The 16,614-nt window shown below is 70.1% G+C and carries 18 protein-coding genes and 1 pseudogene; 6 read left to right on the top strand and 13 right to left on the bottom strand.

The window, feature by feature from the left end:
- Window positions 1-244: 244 nt before the first annotated feature.
- The 6 genes from ACWDO5_RS24255 to ACWDO5_RS24280 form a co-directional block, all read right to left on the bottom strand.
- Complete coding sequence (locus ACWDO5_RS24255; RefSeq protein ID WP_450532466.1) at window positions 245-442, bottom strand: hypothetical protein; 198 nt, start codon at window positions 440-442, stop codon at window positions 245-247.
- Between the two features lie 220 nt (window positions 443-662).
- Window positions 663-2,174: a DUF7059 domain-containing protein gene (locus ACWDO5_RS24260; protein ID WP_450532446.1), complete on the bottom strand. Its 1,512-nt coding sequence runs from the start codon at window positions 2,172-2,174 to the stop codon at window positions 663-665.
- A 36-nt stretch (window positions 2,175-2,210) separates the two neighbouring features.
- Window positions 2,211-2,849: a small secreted protein gene (locus ACWDO5_RS24265; protein WP_450532447.1), complete on the bottom strand. Its 639-nt coding sequence runs from the start codon at window positions 2,847-2,849 to the stop codon at window positions 2,211-2,213.
- 188 nt (window positions 2,850-3,037) lie between these two features.
- Entirely contained in the window at window positions 3,038-5,443 is a 2,406-nt protein-coding gene (locus ACWDO5_RS24270) for a sodium-translocating pyrophosphatase (protein WP_450532448.1), read from the bottom strand.
- Window positions 5,444-5,715: 272 nt separating this feature from the next.
- Window positions 5,716-6,162 carry an ATP-binding protein gene (locus ACWDO5_RS24275; RefSeq protein ID WP_450532449.1) on the bottom strand — a complete coding sequence of 149 codons (447 nt, stop codon included), beginning with the start codon at window positions 6,160-6,162 and terminating at the stop codon, window positions 5,716-5,718.
- Between the two features lie 91 nt (window positions 6,163-6,253).
- Entirely contained in the window at window positions 6,254-6,607 is a 354-nt protein-coding gene (locus tag ACWDO5_RS24280; protein WP_215097290.1) for an STAS domain-containing protein, read from the bottom strand.
- A 79-nt stretch (window positions 6,608-6,686) separates the two neighbouring features.
- Between ACWDO5_RS24280 and ACWDO5_RS24285 the strand changes: the two genes are divergently transcribed.
- The gene (locus ACWDO5_RS24285; RefSeq protein ID WP_450532450.1) at window positions 6,687-9,152 is read left to right on the top strand and encodes a DEAD/DEAH box helicase; all 2,466 of its coding nucleotides are present in this window, start codon (window positions 6,687-6,689) and stop codon (window positions 9,150-9,152) included.
- Here the strand turns inward: ACWDO5_RS24285 and ACWDO5_RS24290 are convergent.
- The 6 genes and pseudogenes from ACWDO5_RS24290 to ACWDO5_RS24315 all read right to left on the bottom strand — a co-directional run.
- Entirely contained in the window at window positions 9,106-9,537 is a 432-nt protein-coding gene (locus ACWDO5_RS24290; RefSeq protein ID WP_450532451.1) for an Rv3654c family TadE-like protein, read from the bottom strand. The two genes, ACWDO5_RS24285 and ACWDO5_RS24290, sit on opposite strands and share 47 nt — an antisense overlap.
- A complete protein-coding gene (locus tag ACWDO5_RS24295) occupies window positions 9,534-10,016 on the bottom strand; it encodes a TadE family type IV pilus minor pilin (protein WP_450532452.1) in 483 nt (160 codons plus the stop codon). The genes ACWDO5_RS24290 and ACWDO5_RS24295 overlap by 4 nt, the downstream gene beginning before the upstream one ends.
- Window positions 10,003-10,203, bottom strand: coding sequence for a DUF4244 domain-containing protein (locus tag ACWDO5_RS24300; protein WP_450532453.1), 201 nt, complete (start codon window positions 10,201-10,203; stop codon window positions 10,003-10,005). Before ACWDO5_RS24300 ends, ACWDO5_RS24295 begins: the two co-directional genes overlap by 14 nt.
- A 61-nt stretch (window positions 10,204-10,264) precedes the next feature.
- Window positions 10,265-11,035 (bottom strand): type II secretion system F family protein, encoded by a 771-nt coding sequence (locus tag ACWDO5_RS24305; protein WP_450532454.1) that lies wholly within the window; start codon window positions 11,033-11,035, stop codon window positions 10,265-10,267.
- On the bottom strand, window positions 11,032-11,880 hold the full coding sequence (locus ACWDO5_RS24310) for a type II secretion system F family protein (RefSeq protein WP_450532456.1): 849 nt from the start codon (window positions 11,878-11,880) through the stop codon (window positions 11,032-11,034). The genes ACWDO5_RS24305 and ACWDO5_RS24310 overlap by 4 nt, the downstream gene beginning before the upstream one ends.
- Window positions 11,880-12,455 (bottom strand): annotated as a pseudogene (locus tag ACWDO5_RS24315) (ATPase, T2SS/T4P/T4SS family); the annotation flags it as partial. The gene ACWDO5_RS24310 and the pseudogene ACWDO5_RS24315, both read right to left, overlap by 1 nt.
- A gap of 39 nt (window positions 12,456-12,494) precedes the next feature.
- Here ACWDO5_RS24315 and ACWDO5_RS24320 point away from each other — a divergent pair.
- The gene (locus ACWDO5_RS24320) at window positions 12,495-13,988 is read left to right on the top strand and encodes a recombinase family protein (protein WP_450532458.1); all 1,494 of its coding nucleotides are present in this window, start codon (window positions 12,495-12,497) and stop codon (window positions 13,986-13,988) included.
- Between the two features lie 78 nt (window positions 13,989-14,066).
- On the opposite strand, the gene ACWDO5_RS24325 is transcribed toward ACWDO5_RS24320, so the two are convergent.
- Window positions 14,067-15,035 carry a helix-turn-helix domain-containing protein gene (locus ACWDO5_RS24325; RefSeq protein WP_450532459.1) on the bottom strand — a complete coding sequence of 323 codons (969 nt, stop codon included), beginning with the start codon at window positions 15,033-15,035 and terminating at the stop codon, window positions 14,067-14,069.
- An 89-nt stretch (window positions 15,036-15,124) separates the two neighbouring features.
- Here ACWDO5_RS24325 and ACWDO5_RS24330 point away from each other — a divergent pair, with 89 nt between their 5' ends.
- Genes ACWDO5_RS24330 through ACWDO5_RS24345 form a run of 4 tightly spaced genes read left to right on the top strand, consistent with a single transcriptional unit; the run spans window position 15,125 to window position 16,509 of the window.
- Window positions 15,125-15,415, top strand: coding sequence for a DNA-binding protein (locus ACWDO5_RS24330; RefSeq protein ID WP_450532460.1), 291 nt, complete (start codon window positions 15,125-15,127; stop codon window positions 15,413-15,415).
- Window positions 15,416-15,437: 22 nt separating this feature from the next.
- Window positions 15,438-16,085: a DUF6907 domain-containing protein gene (locus tag ACWDO5_RS24335; protein WP_450532461.1), complete on the top strand. Its 648-nt coding sequence runs from the start codon at window positions 15,438-15,440 to the stop codon at window positions 16,083-16,085.
- Window positions 16,082-16,267, top strand: coding sequence for a hypothetical protein (locus ACWDO5_RS24340; protein ID WP_450532462.1), 186 nt, complete (start codon window positions 16,082-16,084; stop codon window positions 16,265-16,267). Before ACWDO5_RS24335 ends, ACWDO5_RS24340 begins: the two co-directional genes overlap by 4 nt.
- A complete protein-coding gene (locus ACWDO5_RS24345) occupies window positions 16,264-16,509 on the top strand; it encodes a hypothetical protein (protein ID WP_450532463.1) in 246 nt (81 codons plus the stop codon). The genes ACWDO5_RS24340 and ACWDO5_RS24345 overlap by 4 nt, the downstream gene beginning before the upstream one ends.
- The last annotated feature ends 105 nt before the right edge of the window (window positions 16,510-16,614 follow it).

A 16,614-nucleotide genomic window follows, 5' to 3' on the forward strand; every position in this document is an offset into this window, starting at 1 on the left:
CTCGGTGGGCAGATACATCAGTACGGCACTGCGTACGCACTGCTGTGTCACTGCTGTCGCTGCGGAGTGTGACGGTACAACCCGCCCCCGTGTCAAACGGCAAAAGCCCGCAACGGCCACTCGAACGGTAACCCGAGTCCGGCCATTCCTGCCGCCCGGACCGGCACAAGACCGGCACGACAGGGCTCCGGCCCCAGATCGGACCGCGGACCAGACCCAGATCAGAGCGCGGGTCAGAGGTGGATCAGGCGCGGCCGAAGCACCACACGCCGAGGGCGAGGAACGCGGCGCCGAAGAATGTCGCGAGCGCGGCGGCCGTGGCGGGACTCACTCCGTGTGCGACAGGTGCCCGGTGCCACAGACGCGCTCCCGTCCACAGCAGAAGCCCGGCCCCGAACAGCGTGAACGCCGTCCCGGCGAAGATCGCTGGCCCGCTCTCCATGTCCGTACCCGGCCTTTCCCTGACGCCAAGGCTGTCCCGGATGCCGAGGCTGACACCTCCGGGCGTCACGGGTGCGAATTCAGGGTGAACGCCGCGTGGGTTCACCCGCCCGGTCGCGGTGCCGGCCGGCACCGCGCAGTGCCGGTCGGAGCGGGGGCCTGCCGAGGGTTTGGCGGAGGCGGCCGCTCCCTTCTCCTTGTGGACGTTGGCCGGTTTCACCTCATGAGCGGACCGGTTCCAGGAAGCCCTCTTCCACCAGCAGCCGGAGCGCCTGCGGCGTGCGGTCGCGCAGCATGACCGGGTCCTCGTGGAGCAACTGGGCGATCGCGTCCAGGATCCGCCCGGCGCTCAGCGTCCCGTCGCACACGCCGGCGAAGCCCGCGCCGACCGTGTCGACCTTGGTGGCCCGGCGCATTCCGCGGTTCTGACGGAGCACCACATGCTCGGGGTCCTCCGCGCCCGGCAGCCCGACCTGCTCCTGGACGACCTCCGCCGTCAGCGTGAAGTGGTCGGCGAGCAGCGCCGCGTCGTCGTGCGTACGCAGATAGTCCTGCCGCGCGAAATGCGCCCGCACGCTCTCCCCCAGCGGCTGCTCGACCGGGTGCGGCCACTCTTCGGCGACGATGGACGGGCGATCGGAACCGGACTTCCTGAGCGTGATCCAGCCGAAGCCGACGGCCTTGGTCTTGCGCGCCTCGAACTCGTCCAGCCACGCGTCGTACAGAGCCGCGTACTCGGCCGGGTCGCTCTGGTGGTCGCCGCTGTCGCGCAGCCACAACTCGGCGTACTGCGTCACGTCCTGCACCTCGCGCTGCACGATCCAGGCGTCACAGCCGCGCGGCACCCAGGAGCGCAGCCGCTCCTGCCACTCCTCCCCCTCTACGTGCTGCCAGTTGGCGAGGAACTGGGCGTAACCCCCGTCGTTCAGCCTGTCCCCCGCCTGCTGAACGAGCGAGCGGCACAGATCGTCCCCGCCCATCCCGCCGTCCCGGTAGGTCAGGCGGGAACCGGGTGAGATGACGAACGGCGGGTTCGACACGATCAGGTCGTACGTGTCCTTCCCGACCGGCTCGAAGAGCGAGCCCTCGCGCAGATCGGCCTCCGGCGCGCCGGAGAGCGCGAGCGTGAGCCGCCCGAAGTGCAGGGCGCGCGGGTTCAGATCGGTGGCCGTGACGCGGGTCGCGTGCTGCGTGGCGTGCAGCGCCTGGAGGCCGGAGCCGGTGCCCAGGTCGAGCGCGGAGGACACCGGTGTACGGACGGTGATCCCGGCGAGGGTGGTGGACGCCCCGCCGACGCCGAGGACGACTCCCTCGCCCTGGCCGCTCGCACCGCCGGCGCCGCCGACCGCGCACCCGAGGTCGGAGACGATGAACCAGTCCTGCCCCTCCGGACCGCCGTACGGCCGTACGTCCACCGTGGCCCGTACGGCGTCGCCGTCCCGCACCAGCCAGCCGTCGGCCAGGCACTCCTCGATCGGCAGCGCGGCCCGTGCCCGCTCGTACGCGACGGGGCGCTGGAGCAGGAACAGCCGTACGAGGGTGTCCAGGACGCCATCCCCGCGGGTGGCGCGCAGGGCGGGCACGGTCTCGCTACGGGCGAGAGCGGCGTACGCGGGTGCGCCGAGCAGGTCGAGCAGCCCGTCGGCGGTGAAGGCGGCGGCGAGGAGTGCCTCGCGCAGCCGGGGCGAGCGGTCGGGCGAGGGAAGGCCTGGGACAAGGCTGCGCGTACTCACCCGCCCATTGTGGCGGCCACCACTGACAAACGCCGCCTACGGGGCGGTCGACTCCTTCGTGGACGCCGATCCGGACGACGTCGCCGGTGCGGACGAGGCCGATCCTGCCCCGCCGGCGGCGGGGCTCGACGTCTTCGCCGCCTGGCAGCCGGGCTCCTTCGCCATCGCCTTTCCGAGCGTGCCGGACTGCAGTTTCTTCAGCGCGTCCTGGTCCATTATCTCGATCTTCTTCAGACCGTCGGCGACACCCTGCAGGCCGTCCGCGAACTTCTGCTGGTCCTTGGCGTCGAGAGTGTCGATCTGCTTCTTCAGACCGAGATAGGCCGTGGCGGTGTCGTTGAGCTCCTTGACCGCGTCCTGCTGCAGCTTCTCGCCGTTGTCGACCGGCGGCGTGCCGGCACTCTGCACAGCGGTGGCGAGCGCCTTGTCCGCGTCGGCGATGTCCTGGAAGGCCTTCGAGTCGGCGGCCTGGATGTCGGCCGGCTTGCCGTCCGCCGCGGTCGAGATGATGGTCTGCTGGGCGTTGGCTCTCTTCTGGATCTGCGGCTGTGCCTGGTCGCATACCTTCTTGGCCCAGGCATTCACCTTGCTGTCACCGTTGCCGCTGGTGCAGCCGGACAGTGCCAGTACCAGTACCGCACCACCGGACAGCGCGGCCGCAAGCTTCTTGTTCACCGGATTGGTCCCTTCCAAGGCTCTCGGCCCCGGAACATACACGCCAAGTGGGCGACAGCCGCGTGCCATACATCCGATTGATGGTTTCTTGTGACTAATTGCACCAAGGGAGACAAGGCTCACGACAGCAATGCAAACGGGCGGACAGCACGCCAATACGCGCCGCCCGCCCGCCTCTTGAGCAGGTGTTACGAAACGACCGCTGGATCGGGCGACTTCGCGCTCCGCTCCGCGAGGTCGTCTTCGTCACCCACAGCGATGCCGCGCCTCTTGGAGACGTACACGGCGGCGACGATGACGAGAATGGCGAGCACCGCCACCAGCGCACGCATCCCGGCACTGGCGTCGTCCCCATAGCTGAACTGGACGACCGCGGGCGCGATCAGCAGCGCCACCAGGTTCATCACCTTCAGCAGCGGGTTGATTGCCGGGCCCGCGGTGTCCTTGAACGGGTCGCCGACGGTGTCGCCAATGACGGTCGCGGCATGGGCCTCACTGCCCTTGCCGCCGTGGTGGCCGTCCTCGACCAGCTTCTTGGCGTTGTCCCACGCGCCACCGGAATTGGCGAGGAAGACGGCCATCAGGGTGCCGGTGCCGATCGCGCCCGCGAGGAAGGAGCCCAGGGCTCCGACACCGAGCGAGAAACCGACCGCGATCGGGGTCAGTACGGCGAGCAGACCTGGTGTGGCCAGCTCCCGCAGCGCGTCCTTGGTGCAGATGTCGACAACGCGCCCGTACTCCGGCTTCTCGGTGTAGTCCATGATCCCGGGGTGCTCGCGGAACTGCCGCCGCACCTCGTAGACCACCGCGCCCGCCGACCGGGACACCGCGCTGATCGCGAGACCCGAGAAGAGGAAGACGACCGCGGCGCCGAGGATCAGCCCCACCAGGTTGTTGGGCTGCGAGATGTCCATCACCAGGTTCATCGGGGCGCCGTCGCCGACCCTCTCGCCGACTTCCCGGGCCGCGGTCGCGATGGCGTCGCGGTACGAACCGAAGAGCGCCGCCGCGGCCAGTACTGCCGTGGCGATGGCGATTCCCTTGGTGATGGCTTTGGTGGTGTTGCCGACGGCGTCGAGGTCGGTGAGCACCTGCGCGCCCGCGCCCGTGACGTCGCCGGACATCTCGGCGATGCCCTGGGCGTTGTCGGAGACGGGACCGAAGGTGTCCATGGCGACGATGACGCCGACAGTGGTGAGCAGGCCGGTGCCCGCGAGCGCTACCGCGAAGAGGGCGAGCATGATCGACGTACCGCCGAGCAGGAACGCTCCGTACACGCTCAGTCCGATCAACAGCGCGGTGTAGACGGCGGACTCAAGGCCGATGGCGATGCCGGCCAGCACGACCGTGGCGGGTCCGGTCAACGAGGACTTGCCGATGTCCCGCACGGGACGGCGGGTGGTCTCGGTGAAGTACCCCGTCAACTGCTGGATCAGGGCCGCCAGCACAATGCCGATGGCGACGGCCACGAGCGCCAGAACCCGCGGGTCCCCTTCGTGCGACCGGATCGCGGCCTCGGTGACGCCATCCAACTTGGCGTACGAGGACGGCAGATAGATGAAGACCGCGGCGGCCACCAGGGCGAGCGAGATCGCCGCGGAGATGAAGAATCCGCGGTTGATGGCGGTCATCCCGCTGCGGTCGGCGCGCCGCGGGGCGACCGCGAAGATGCCGATCATCGCGGTGACCACGCCGATCGCCGGGACGATCAGCGGAAAAGCGAGTCCGGCGTCGCCGAATGCCGCCTTGCCGAGGATGAGCGCCGCCACGAGCGTGACGGCGTACGACTCGAAGAGGTCGGCCGCCATGCCCGCGCAGTCACCGACGTTGTCGCCCACGTTGTCGGCGATCGTCGCGGCGTTGCGCGGGTCGTCCTCGGGGATTCCCTGCTCGACCTTGCCGACGAGGTCGGCGCCGACGTCGGCGGCCTTGGTGAAGATGCCGCCGCCGACACGCATGAACATGGCGATCAGTGCGGCGCCGAGGCCGAAGCCCTCGAGCACCTTGGGGGCGTCGGCCGCGTAGACGAGAACCACGCAGGAGGCACCGAGCAGGCCGAGGCCCACCGTGAACATGCCGACCACGCCTCCCGTCCGGAAAGCGATCTTCATGGCCTTGTGCGATACGGCAGTCAGATCCTTTTCCGGCTCGCCCTCTGCCGGTGTTGCCTCACGCGCGGCAGCGGCCACGCGCACATTTGCTCTTACGGCAAGACGCATGCCGATGTATCCGGTGGCCGCCGAGAACAGCGCACCCACCAGGAAGAACACCGATCGACCGCCGCGCTGCGACCAGTCGTCCGCCGGAAGAAGCATCAGCAGGAAGAACACCACGACGGCGAAGACACCAAGGGTGCGCAACTGTCGTGCCAGATAGGCATTCGCGCCTTCCTGCACGGCTGCCGCGATCTTCTTCATGGAATCGGTGCCCTCGCCGGCGGCCAGCACCTGGCGCACCAGCAGCTGGGCGACGATCAAGGCCGCCACCGCGACTGCGGCGATGACGATCACGATCAGCCTGTTGTCGTCGGTCAGTACTGCGGCTGCGAGAGAAGTGGGTTGATCGGACAGTTCTGGATTGACGCGCCCCGCCATTCGTCCTCCTTGACGCTCAGAGCTCAAGATGTGGACGGATTGTAGGGAGCGGAACCTGATCAAAACAGGGCGCGGCAAATGAAATTGACCTTCGCTTGCTACTCAGCAAATGATCGGCTTCCGAAACTGCCCCCGAAAGAAGTAATGGGGCAAAGTCATTGACGCGCATTAAATGATCTAGAGAAAAGGGAAAAGGCCCTGCTCAGCAGGGCCGTATCCAATAAAGACGATCAAAGGGCCGGTGGTATGCGCCCGTTGTCGATCATCCGGAGTCAGGGCAGCGCGGTGACGGGGGTCGTCGGCCAACTCATCCGGATCACGCCCCCCTCCTCGCTGGAACTGACCTCCACGTCATCGACGAGGCCGCTGATGACCGCGAGGCCCATCTCGTCCTCACCCTCGGAGTCCGCGTCCTCGTCCGTGCCGTTGCGCACGCCGTGGACCACGGTGGATCCCTCGGCGCCCGCAACCGGGACCTCGTCCCTGACCTCGATGGAGAAGGTCTTCTCCTCCTCGGACAGCGCGACCTGGACGGGGGCGGTGATGCCATGGCTGCGGTGCAGCCCGACGGCACGGCTGCACGCCTCGCCGACCGCGAGCCGGACCTCGTCCAGCACGGCCTCGTCGACCCCGGCCCGGCGAGCCACGGCAGCGGCCACCAGACGGGCGGTCCTGACATGCTCAGGCTGAGCACTGAAGCGGAGTTCAACGATGGCCATGCAATCCCCCTCGGACGTACGGGCGTGCATCTCAGGGGCCCGGGCTGGATGCCCGGTGCCCCTGCCTTCTTCCGGCAGTCTCCGGCCGACCTCAGTCAGTGGCCGCGACAGCTTCCTCGACCGTGGTGTGGATCGGGAACACCTTGGTCAGACCTGTGATCCGGAAGATCTTGAGAATGCGCTCCTGGTTGCAGACCAGGCGCAGAGAGCCCTCGTGCGCGCGCACGCGCTTCAGGCCGCCCACGAGCACGCCGAGGCCAGTGGAATCGAGGAAGTCCACGCCCTCCATGTCGACAACCAGGTGGTAGTTGCCGTCGTTCACCAACTCGACCAGCTGCTCGCGCAGCTTGGGCGCGGTATACACATCAATCTCGCCACCGACCTCGACGACCGTACGGTCGCCACCAGGGCCGGACACATTGCGAGTCGACAGGGACAGGTCCACGGATCCTCCAGCACCTTGCTATCGAGCGGCCGCCCCCTGAGGTCTCCCCGGCGGAGCCGGAGGACGGTCGCCAGCCGCGATGGCATTCAATCACTTACCAGCAGCCATGCACGACGCCTTGGGACCATTGTCCGTCACGCCGGTGACAGACTCAGTGCCAATGGCCATGAATCACCGTCCCAGACGACGCCCCGAGAGCGGGGACACCCGCCCCTCCCCCGGTACGGTCCTTGACCGGCTCACCGCGGGGGCGGGCCGGGCCGCGCGCATCACTCATACGGAGCACTTGCCCCCAAGGCCCGGTCGCCATGCCGTCTGGCCCGACCGCATCCGCCCGGAGGTGATCAACGCCATTCAGCAGGCGGGCATCGACCACCCCTGGGTCCACCAGGCAGCCGCCGCCGAGCACGCTCTGGACGGCGAATCGGTCGTCATCGCCACCGGAACCGCCTCGGGCAAGTCGCTGGCCTACCTCGCTCCCGTACTCACGACCCTCCTCGACGGAGCCGAGGCCCCCAATGGACGGGGTACGACGGCCCTCTACCTCGCCCCGACCAAGGCCCTCGCCGCCGACCAGTGCCGCGCGGTCAAGGAGCTCAGCGCGCCGCTCGGCAACCGCATCCGCCCCGCGGTCTACGACGGCGACACGCCCGTCGAGGAACGTGAATGGGTCCGGCAGTATGCCACCTACGTCCTCACCAACCCGGACATGCTTCACCGCGGGATACTTCCCTCACACCCCCGCTGGTCCTCCTTCCTGCGCTCCTTGCGCTACGTCGTCATCGACGAGTGCCACACATACCGGGGTGTCTTCGGCTCGCACGTCGCCCAAGTGCTGCGCCGTCTTCGCCGCATATGCGCCCGCTACGGTGCGAACCCCGTCTTCCTCCTCGCCTCCGCCACCGCCGCGGAACCCGCTCTGGCTGCCGGCCGGCTCACCGGCCTGCCCGTCCAGGAGGTCGCCGACGACGCCTCGCCCCGCGGCGAGCTCGTCTTCGCCCTCTGGGAGCCCCCGCTCACCGAGCTGCACGGCGAGAAGGGCGCGCCCGTACGCCGCACCGCCACCGCCGAGACCGCCGACCTCCTCACCGACCTGACCGTGCAGGGAGTCCGCACCGTCGCCTTCGTACGCTCCCGGCGTGGCGCCGAGCTGATCTCCGTCATCGCCAAGGAACGTCTGGCGGAGGTGGACCGCTCACTGCCCCGGCGTGTCGCCGCCTACCGGGGCGGCTACCTCCCCGAGGAGCGCCGCGCCCTGGAGCGGGCCCTGCACTCCGGGGAGCTCCTCGGTCTGGCCGCCACCACCGCCCTGGAACTCGGCGTGGACGTCTCCGGCCTGGACGCCGTCGTGATCGCCGGCTACCCCGGCACACGCGCCTCCCTGTGGCAGCAGGCGGGCCGCGCGGGCCGCTCCGGCCAGGGCGCCCTGGCCGTCCTCGTCGCCCGCGACGACCCCCTGGACACCTTCCTCGTCCACCATCCCGAGGCGCTGTTCCAGCAGCCCGTGGAGTCCACGGTCCTCGACCCGGACAATCCGTACGTCCTCGCCCCCCATCTGTGCGCTGCCGCGGCCGAGCTCCCGCTCACGGACGCCGACCTGGATCTCTTCGGCCCGACGACCGCCGAGCTCATGCCCCAGCTGGAGTCCGCCAAGCTGCTGCGCCGCCGGGCGTCGGGCTGGCACTGGACCCGCCGCGAGCGGGCCGCCGACCTCACTGACATCCGGGGCGAGGGCGGCCGCCCCGTCCAGATCGTCGAGGCCGCCACCGGCCGGCTCCTGGGCACGGTCGACGAGTCGGCCGCCCACACCGCGGTCCACGATGGTGCCGTCCACCTCCACCAGGGCCGTACGTACCTGGTGAAGCACCTGGACCTGGAGGACTCGGCCGCCCTCGTCGAGGAGGCCAATCCGCCGTACTCCACCACCGCCCGCGACACCACCTCCATCTCCGTACTCGAAACCGACACCGAGATCCCGTGGGGCGACGGGCGCCTCTGCTACGGCTCCGTCGAGGTCACCAACCAGGTCGTCTCCTTCCTGCGCCGCAAACTCATCACCGGTGAGGTGCTCGGCGAGACCAAACTCGATCTGCCGCCGCGCACCCTGCGCACCCGGGCCGTGTGGTGGACGGTCACCGAGGATCAGCTGGACGCCGCCCGGGTCAACCCGGAGCAGCTGGGCGGGGCCCTGCACGCCGCCGAACACGCGTCCATCGGGATGCTGCCGCTCTTCGCCACCTGCGACCGCTGGGACATCGGCGGCGTGTCCGTGCCGCTCCATCCGGACACGCTGCTTCCGACGGTCTTCGTGTACGACGGCCACCCGGGTGGCGCGGGCTTCGCCGAGCGGGCCTTCCACACCGCCCGTGAGTGGCTCGCGGCCACCCGTGAGGCGATTGCCTCCTGCGAGTGCGACGCGGGCTGCCCGTCCTGCATCCAGTCCCCCAAGTGCGGCAACGGCAACGACCCGCTGCACAAGCGCGGCGCGGTCCGCCTCCTCACGGAACTGCTCCGGGGAGCCCTGGCGGCCCCGCCCGCGACCTGACCGTCGGCGCGTACGGCCCGAAGCGGGCCTGAGCCGTCACCTCGGCGATCTCACCCCGCACGGCACACCGCAACACCGCAGCACCTTGCGCCCTGGCCGCCTCGGCCGCTTCGGCGCAGGCCGCGGCCGTGCCCCGCAGGGCATGATCGGCCGCGGCAAGCACCGCCAAGTCAGCGGCGGAGCCGGCCCGGTGCCGGGCGACGACCGCCTGCCCCATGGCCAGGACGACGGCGAAGACGGCACACAGCACGGTGGTGGCCATGGCAGCCCAGACGGTCGCCGCCCCGCGGTCCTGGTTCATGGGCCCGCGGTCCTGGTTCATGGGCCCGGGGTCCCCGTTCATGAGCGCGGGGTCCTGGTTCATGGGCCCGCAGTCCCGGGTCATGGGGTCACCTCCGGGGTGGCCGGGCCGGCGGTGGCGGTCCGGCGCGTGGCTGCCTCACCGGCAGCCGGTTGCTCGGCAGCGGCGTCCCGCCCGGCCACGTCCCGCCCCACCGTGTCCTCGGCGAGGGCCGCCGCCTCCGCGCTCAGCGTCAGGGCCAGCGCGCCCGGGCCCGGAGTGTGCGCCTCGACCCGTACTCGCCACAGGTCCCCCGCCCGCCTCAGCGTGACCCGCGCACCAGCCGGGGCCGCCGAGCGGGCGGCGGCCAGCGTGGCAGCCCGCGGTTCCGACCTGGCGGCTGCCCGAGCCCCGGCCCGGGCCGCGTCCACGCACTGGATCTGCGCCGAGGCCGCCATCAGCGCCCAGACCAGGGCTATGGCGAAGACCACCAGGGCGGGTACTGCGACGGCGGCCTCCGCCGTCACAGACCCCCGGTCACGCGCACTGCCGCGCATCTCGTCGCGCAACTCAGAACTGCGCATTGAGGGCTTTCCCGATCACCGATTGGAGCGCCCCCGAGACGGCTCCGCTCGTGACGACCTTGTACAGAACGGCCGCGAAGGCGCACGCGGCGATCGTCCCCATCGCGTACTCGGACGTCGTCATCCCCGAGTCCTTACGCATCCTGCGCGACAGCCCGCGCAGCCATCCCCGCATCGGATTCCACATTTCAACCCCCATAGAGATCTCGTTCAGTTGCTCAGTGCTCGGTTGGTCAGTGCTCGGTTGGTCAGTTGCCGTTCAGCAGTCCGTCCGCCAGGCCGATCACCACCGGAGCCACCCCCACCGCCAGAAAGGCGGGCAGGAAGCACAGCCCCACCGGTGCGGTGATCAGGACTTGCGCCTTGCGGCCCCGGGCCGTGGCCGTCCGCGCCCGGTCGGCTCGGAAGCGCTCGGCCAGCCGGGACACCGGCTCCGCGGCCGGCGCGCCCGTGGAGTCGGCCCGCTCCAGACAGCGGGCCAGCCCAGTCGCGCCTGGTATCTGCCCGAACCACCCCCAGGCCCGTGCCGGTTCACCCCCGAGCCGCAATTCGGCTGCCGCCCGCGCGAGCCGCTCGCCGACCGGCCCGCCCAGCGACTCCCCGACCGCCTCCGCCGCCTCCCGCGGTCCCGCTCCGGCCGAGATGCAGGCCGCCAGAAGGTCGGCGGCGAGCGGCAGTTGACGGCCGGCATCCCGGTCCACGGGGCCCGGGCCCGGTTTACGGTTCCGCTGCCAGCGCCGTACGCCATAGGCCCCGCCCAGCCCGACGGCGCAGCCGATCACCCCGCCGATGAGGACATATCCGGTGATCACCGCGCCCATCGGGGAGGCCCATTGCCTCACCCACGCCCCGTACTCCGGGCGCCACCGCTGCCGTTCGCGCTCCATGGCCAGCAGCGTCTCGATCCGCCTGCGCACCCTGCGCTCGTGCCGTCGCCCCGCGATCGTGAAGCCCAGACAGGCCGCCACGGCCAGCAGGAACAGCACTGCACCAAGCCTGTGGACAGCGTCCCCGGTCATGGCTCCTCCCCCCGCCGTACGATCCGCGCGGCCCAGCAGAGGCCCGCGGCCTCCAGTAGCCCGCCCACCACCAGGCACACCAGGCCCGCAGGGGTGTGCAGCAGGACCCTCAGGGGATCGGCGCCCAGCGCCCAGCCCATCCCCAGGCCCACCAGCGGAAGCGCCGCCAGCAGGGCGATCGTCGACGACGCACCCGCCAACTGGGTGCGCAAGTCCGCCCGTTGGTCCCGCTCGGCCCGCAGCGCCGCCTCCAGTCGGTCGAGCCCAGCGGCCAGTCCGGCCCCGCTGTCCACGGCCACTCGCCAGCAGGCCGCGACTCCGGCGAGCCCGTCCGCGCCCGGCTCGCGCGCCGCCTCCCGCAGTGTCTGGGGCACATCGCCCCCGAACCGCGCCGCGGCCAGCACGGCGGCCTCGGTACCACCCAGTGCCCCCGTGGATCTGGCGGCGAACAGCAGCGCCTGACCCGGCTGCAGCCCTGCCCGCAGTTCCCCGGCGACGGCACCGCACAAGGTGATCACCCCTTCGGCCCGCCGCTCCTGCTCCCGCCTTCGCTCCCGGGCTCGCAGCCGTCGCCTCACCAGCGGCACCGCAGCCGCACCCGCGATCAGCGGCAGCACGGACTCCCCCAGCACAGCGAGGACGAGCGCCACCGGCAGGCACAGCCACTCCCGCCGGAGCTTGACCCACGGCAGCACCCGCTCCCATGACCACCTCGGATGGACCTGCACCGGACCGCCTCCCGCGAGCAGCAGTCGCGTGCGCTTGAGCCCCTGGTCCCGCCCGACCGTCAGCCACGCCGCCGCACCCGCGCACACCGCGGCCGCGTACAGCGGCTCACTGGCCATCACCGCGCACCTCCGATCAGCGGCCGCAGCCGCTCCCAGCCCCGCTCGTATGCAAAGGCCTCCGCGCCCCACCGCAGCGCGGGCACGGTCACCACCAGCCCCGCCGCGTCCCGCTCCAGCACATGCACCTCGGCAATACGCCGCTGCCCACCCCGGTCCCGTACGAGATGGATCACCACCGAGAGGGCCGCCGCCAACTGGCTGTGCAGCGCCGCCCGGTCGAGCCCCGCCGCCGTCCCGAGCGCCTCCAGGCGCGCGGGCACATCCGCTGCCGCGTTGGCGTGGACGGTCCCGCAACCGCCCTCGTGCCCGGTGTTGAGCGCGGCCAGCAGCTCGGTCACCTCGGCTCCGCGCACCTCCCCGACGACCAGCCGGTCGGGCCGCATCCGCAGCGCCTGGCGCACCAGGTCCCGCAGCGTCACCCGGCCGGCGCCTTCCTGGTTCGCCGCGCGCGACTCCAGCCGCACCACATGCGGATGCTCGGGTCTGAGCTCCGCCGAGTCCTCGGCCAGGACGATCCGCTCCCGCTCCCCCACAAGCCCCAGCAGACTGGACAGCAAGGTCGTCTTCCCGAAGCTGAGACTAAGACGCCCCTGTAGTGCCACAGTTAGGGCATGAGAACCACCAATTCGCCCGGCGACCAGCGCATTCGAGCGGTCATCTACTGCCGCATCAGCCAGGACCGCACCGGCGCCGGCCTCGGCGTCGACCGGCAGCGCGAGGACTGCGAGGCTCTCGCAGAACGTAACGGCTGGGAAGTCGTCGAGACGTACAGCGACAACGACATCAGCGCCTACTCGGGCAAGAAGCGTCCGGACTACCGGCGCATGCTCGGCGACCTCGAGCAGGGCATGGCCACCGTCGTCATCGCCTGGCACACCGACCGACTGCACCGCTCCCCCACCGAGCTCGAGGAGTACATCGACGTCTCGGAGCGCCGGGGCGTGAACACCCACACGGTGCAGGGCGGGGCAGTCGACCTGTCGACGTCTTCAGGCCGCATGGTGGCGCGCATGCTCGGCGCGGTCGCGCGGCACGAGTCCGAGCACAAGGCGGAGCGTGTGAGCAGGGCCCGGCAGCAGAAAGCGAAGGCCGGCGCCTGGGGCGGCGGCATCCGCCCGTTCGGCTGGGGCGTGCCCACCGGGGAGACGAAGACCAAGGTCGACCGCAAGACCGGTGAGGAGATCGAGGTGCCCGTCCTCGACATGAACCAGCTCGTACCCGAGGAGGCCGCGGCGATCGAGACCGGCACGGACATGATCGTGTCCGGCGGTAGCGTCCGGGGCTGGGTGAAGTGGCTCGCCGACAAGGGGCTCACCACCACCCGCGGCAACCCGATCGCACACCAGGAAGCCCGGGACATGCTGATGCGGGCAAGGAACGCCGGAATCGCGGTCTACCAGGGCCAGGAGATCGGGCGTGGCGCGTGGGAGCCGATCGTGGATGAGGGGCGGTACAGGGCCGTTGTGGCGATCCTGTCGGACCCGTCACGAGTGTCGACGCCCGGGCCGACACCAAAATGGTTCGGATCGCTGATCTACCGATGCGGGTACGAAGGCTGCACCAAGACCGTGAGGTGCACCAAGTCCGGCGGGAGCAGCCTGCCCAGCTACCGGTGCACCCAGCAGCACGGCGGCGGTCGGCGCGCCGACAAGCTCGACCAGTACATCGAGGACCTGATCGTCGAGCGCCTCATGCGGGACGACGCGAACGACCTGCTGCTGCCCGGCCCGAACGATGTGGACGTGGCGGCGCTGCAGCTGGAGAGCGAGCAGATCCGCCGGCGGCTGACCGACCTGGCTGGCCTGTTCGGCGCGGGGCAGATCGACATGGCGCAGTTCACTGAGGGCTCGGACACGGCGCGCGCTCAGCTCGAGGGCGTGACACAGCAGCTGGCCCGTGCGGCAACAAAGGATCCGCTCGTGCCTCTGGTGGGCGCGAAGGACGTGCGCAAGGCATGGAAGGGCATGGGGCTCGACCAGAAGCGCGCGGTGCTGCGGGAGCTCCTGGACGTCACGCTCCGGCCGCCGCGCCGAGGACGGATGCCCGACGGCGGGTACTTCGACTACGAGGCGATCGCGACCCAATGGAAGCGGGGGAACAAGTAGCCGTTTGCGCCGCGACACACGCAGCGTTTCGCAATTGCCGCCAGCGCGGCGTGATTTGGGCATGGCTCTCCTCGCGATCTACGCGTCATCTTCCCCGCTCGGGGGCGTCGAGGAACGGCCGTCCCGCAAGTTACGGACAGCAGGTTCTTGTGAATACTGCGCTCGCGACTCGCGACTCTTCACCTGCTGTTCCTCGAAAACCCGATCGGCTACTTCAAGCAAGTGGCGCGACGGGTCGGGGAGTTCGGGTGGCAGAAAGCCGTTCTCTTTGAAATGAACGAGCGTTTCCACTACTCGGTCTTCGTTCGCCCGGACCATATCGTCGGCGGCCTTCACCTCCCCCAGCTGGCGCTTCGCCTTCGCCAGGTCATGCTCGGTCCGCATGAGGACAGCCCGCGCCTGCGTGCCCAGATCGGCCAACATCAGGGATGAACGTCGGGCTTCTTCTCGCTCGTCTTCCAGGTCTGCACCGGGGCCCGCCTGGCGGTGCGCTAGTTCCTGGGCTAGTGCGCGGTACCTCTCCTCCCTTTCCCTGACCCGGCTGTACTCGTACTGTGCCGCCTGATTAAGCAGGACGAGGCGCTCCACCTCCTCCGCGACTTCATTGAGGGGGGGGAACTGCCCGCGCACGAGCCGGGCCGAGCCGAGTTCGGCCAACTGTTCGTGCAAGCGGCGCGCCATTCGAATAGGTCCCGCCTCCCTGGGCCAGCGGGTGATGAGCGCTTCGCCCGTGAACCACTCAGCGGCCATGTACGGGTCCCACGTCGTTTGGGGCAGCGGGCGCATGGACTCCTCGTGCCCCATAGGAAAGATGAGGGCGATCGGGGGGACACGCAGAGCGGCCGCCATGACGAGCAGTTCCGCCACCCCGATGGACGTTCGGCGGCCGCTCTCGAAGTTGGCGATGACCGACCGCTGTATCGGCAGACCCAAGTCGGTGCACGCGTCTGCGAGCGCCTGCGCACTCATCTTCTGAGCCTTGCGGTAGCGCCGAAGCTCACCAGCGATCACAGCGGCTAGCTCGTCGGGCCACGCTTTCTGTGTCATGGCAGCACAGTACGGCAGGACTTGACACGCAGCAAGACAGAACGAAAGAGTGTGCTGTGTTGACTCAGAAGAATCTGGAGTGAGTCGCCATGACACAATTCACCACGGAGCGGCACGCGATGACACGAGATGAGCTGTTGTCTCTCCCCGCCAGCGTCGACATCGTCACCGCCGGTCGAGCCTTCGGAGTCGGGCGGACCACCGCCTACGCCCTTGCTCGTAGCGGCGACTTCCCCTGCCGGGTCATTCGTGCGGGGCGCTCGTACCGCGCCGTCACCGCCGACCTGCTCCGGGTCCTCCACATCACCCCGGAAAACAGCGATGCCGCCGCAGCGGTAACTGCGACGGCATCGAGCGAGCGCACCACCGAAACCGCGTAGCAGCAGACCAGAGGAAACGCTCATGAACAGCATCCCACAGGCCACCGGCACAGCGCAGATGACCGCCAGCACCGAGGACAGCGCGCAGAAGATCGCCGCCCTCCGCGACATCATCGGCATCGCCGTAGCGGAGGCTGAACTCGTCAGCCACACCGCCCCGACCGCCTGCGGCACGTACATCTGGTGCGCCGAGACCGGCGAGCACGAGACGCACAACTCGGCGTACGCCGAGGTCGCCACCCCGGACGGCTACGGCGACTCCGTCTTGCCCGCGAACATCATGGAGTGCGGCGGCAAGCCGTTCATCGGCTTCCTCGACCTCGACCTCACCCCCGCGCAGACCCGCGAGCGGTGCGCCGAGATCCGCGACCACCTCGACAAGGTGGTCGCGCTCGCCGACCAGCTCGACGGCAAGGCCCCGCTCGATCCTGCCGCCGAGAAGTACAGCGTCACCGCGGCCGGCGCGAACGGCGCCCTGATCAACGCCGAGATCTACCAGTCGGACGACCCTGACCGCCCGCACAGCAAGATCACGGTCTACCCGCAGGCCGCCTGTGACAGCGACCTCGACGTCGCGGGCGCGGACAAGCTGATAGCCGACCTGGAGCAGTTCATCCCGCGCCTACGGGCCATGCGCAACCACCTGGCCACCGTCGAGGCCAACAAGTGAACGGCCACACCAGCCCCACGGCGACGGGGGATGAGATCCCGAGCCGACCGGCCCGGCCCGCCGGCTACTGGGAGCGCATCGACCGCATCGTCGACCAGGCCCCGCCGCTCACCAACCTGCAGCGCGCCCGACTGCGCGGCATCTTCCACCAGCCCACCCAGCGCAAGGAGCAGGCGGCATGAGCAACCACCGCCCGGGCGAGTGGCCCGTGACCACCCCCATCCCCCTCGATGAACCGAGCGAGGACCGGCAGGGCACGGTGGCAGCGGAACGCGCCCGCTTCCACCTCACCCTCGGAAGCATCCGCGCCGACCTCGAAGAGCAGCCGAGCGAGCCCTGCGTACGGGCAGCTGCCCGCCGCTGGCAGCAGGCCATCACGGCCCTCGCCGACGACACCCTGCAGCAGCTCAGGAAGACCGGGTAACGCGGCACCGCGCGCTCGGGCCCGGACCTGTGGTGTGGTGTTCGCGCCGACCGCCGTCGAGGTCTACCCCGGGGGGGAGCCGCAGGTCAGGATCGCCGCGGGCCC

This window comes from Streptomyces sp. NPDC000880, assembly GCF_053599675.1.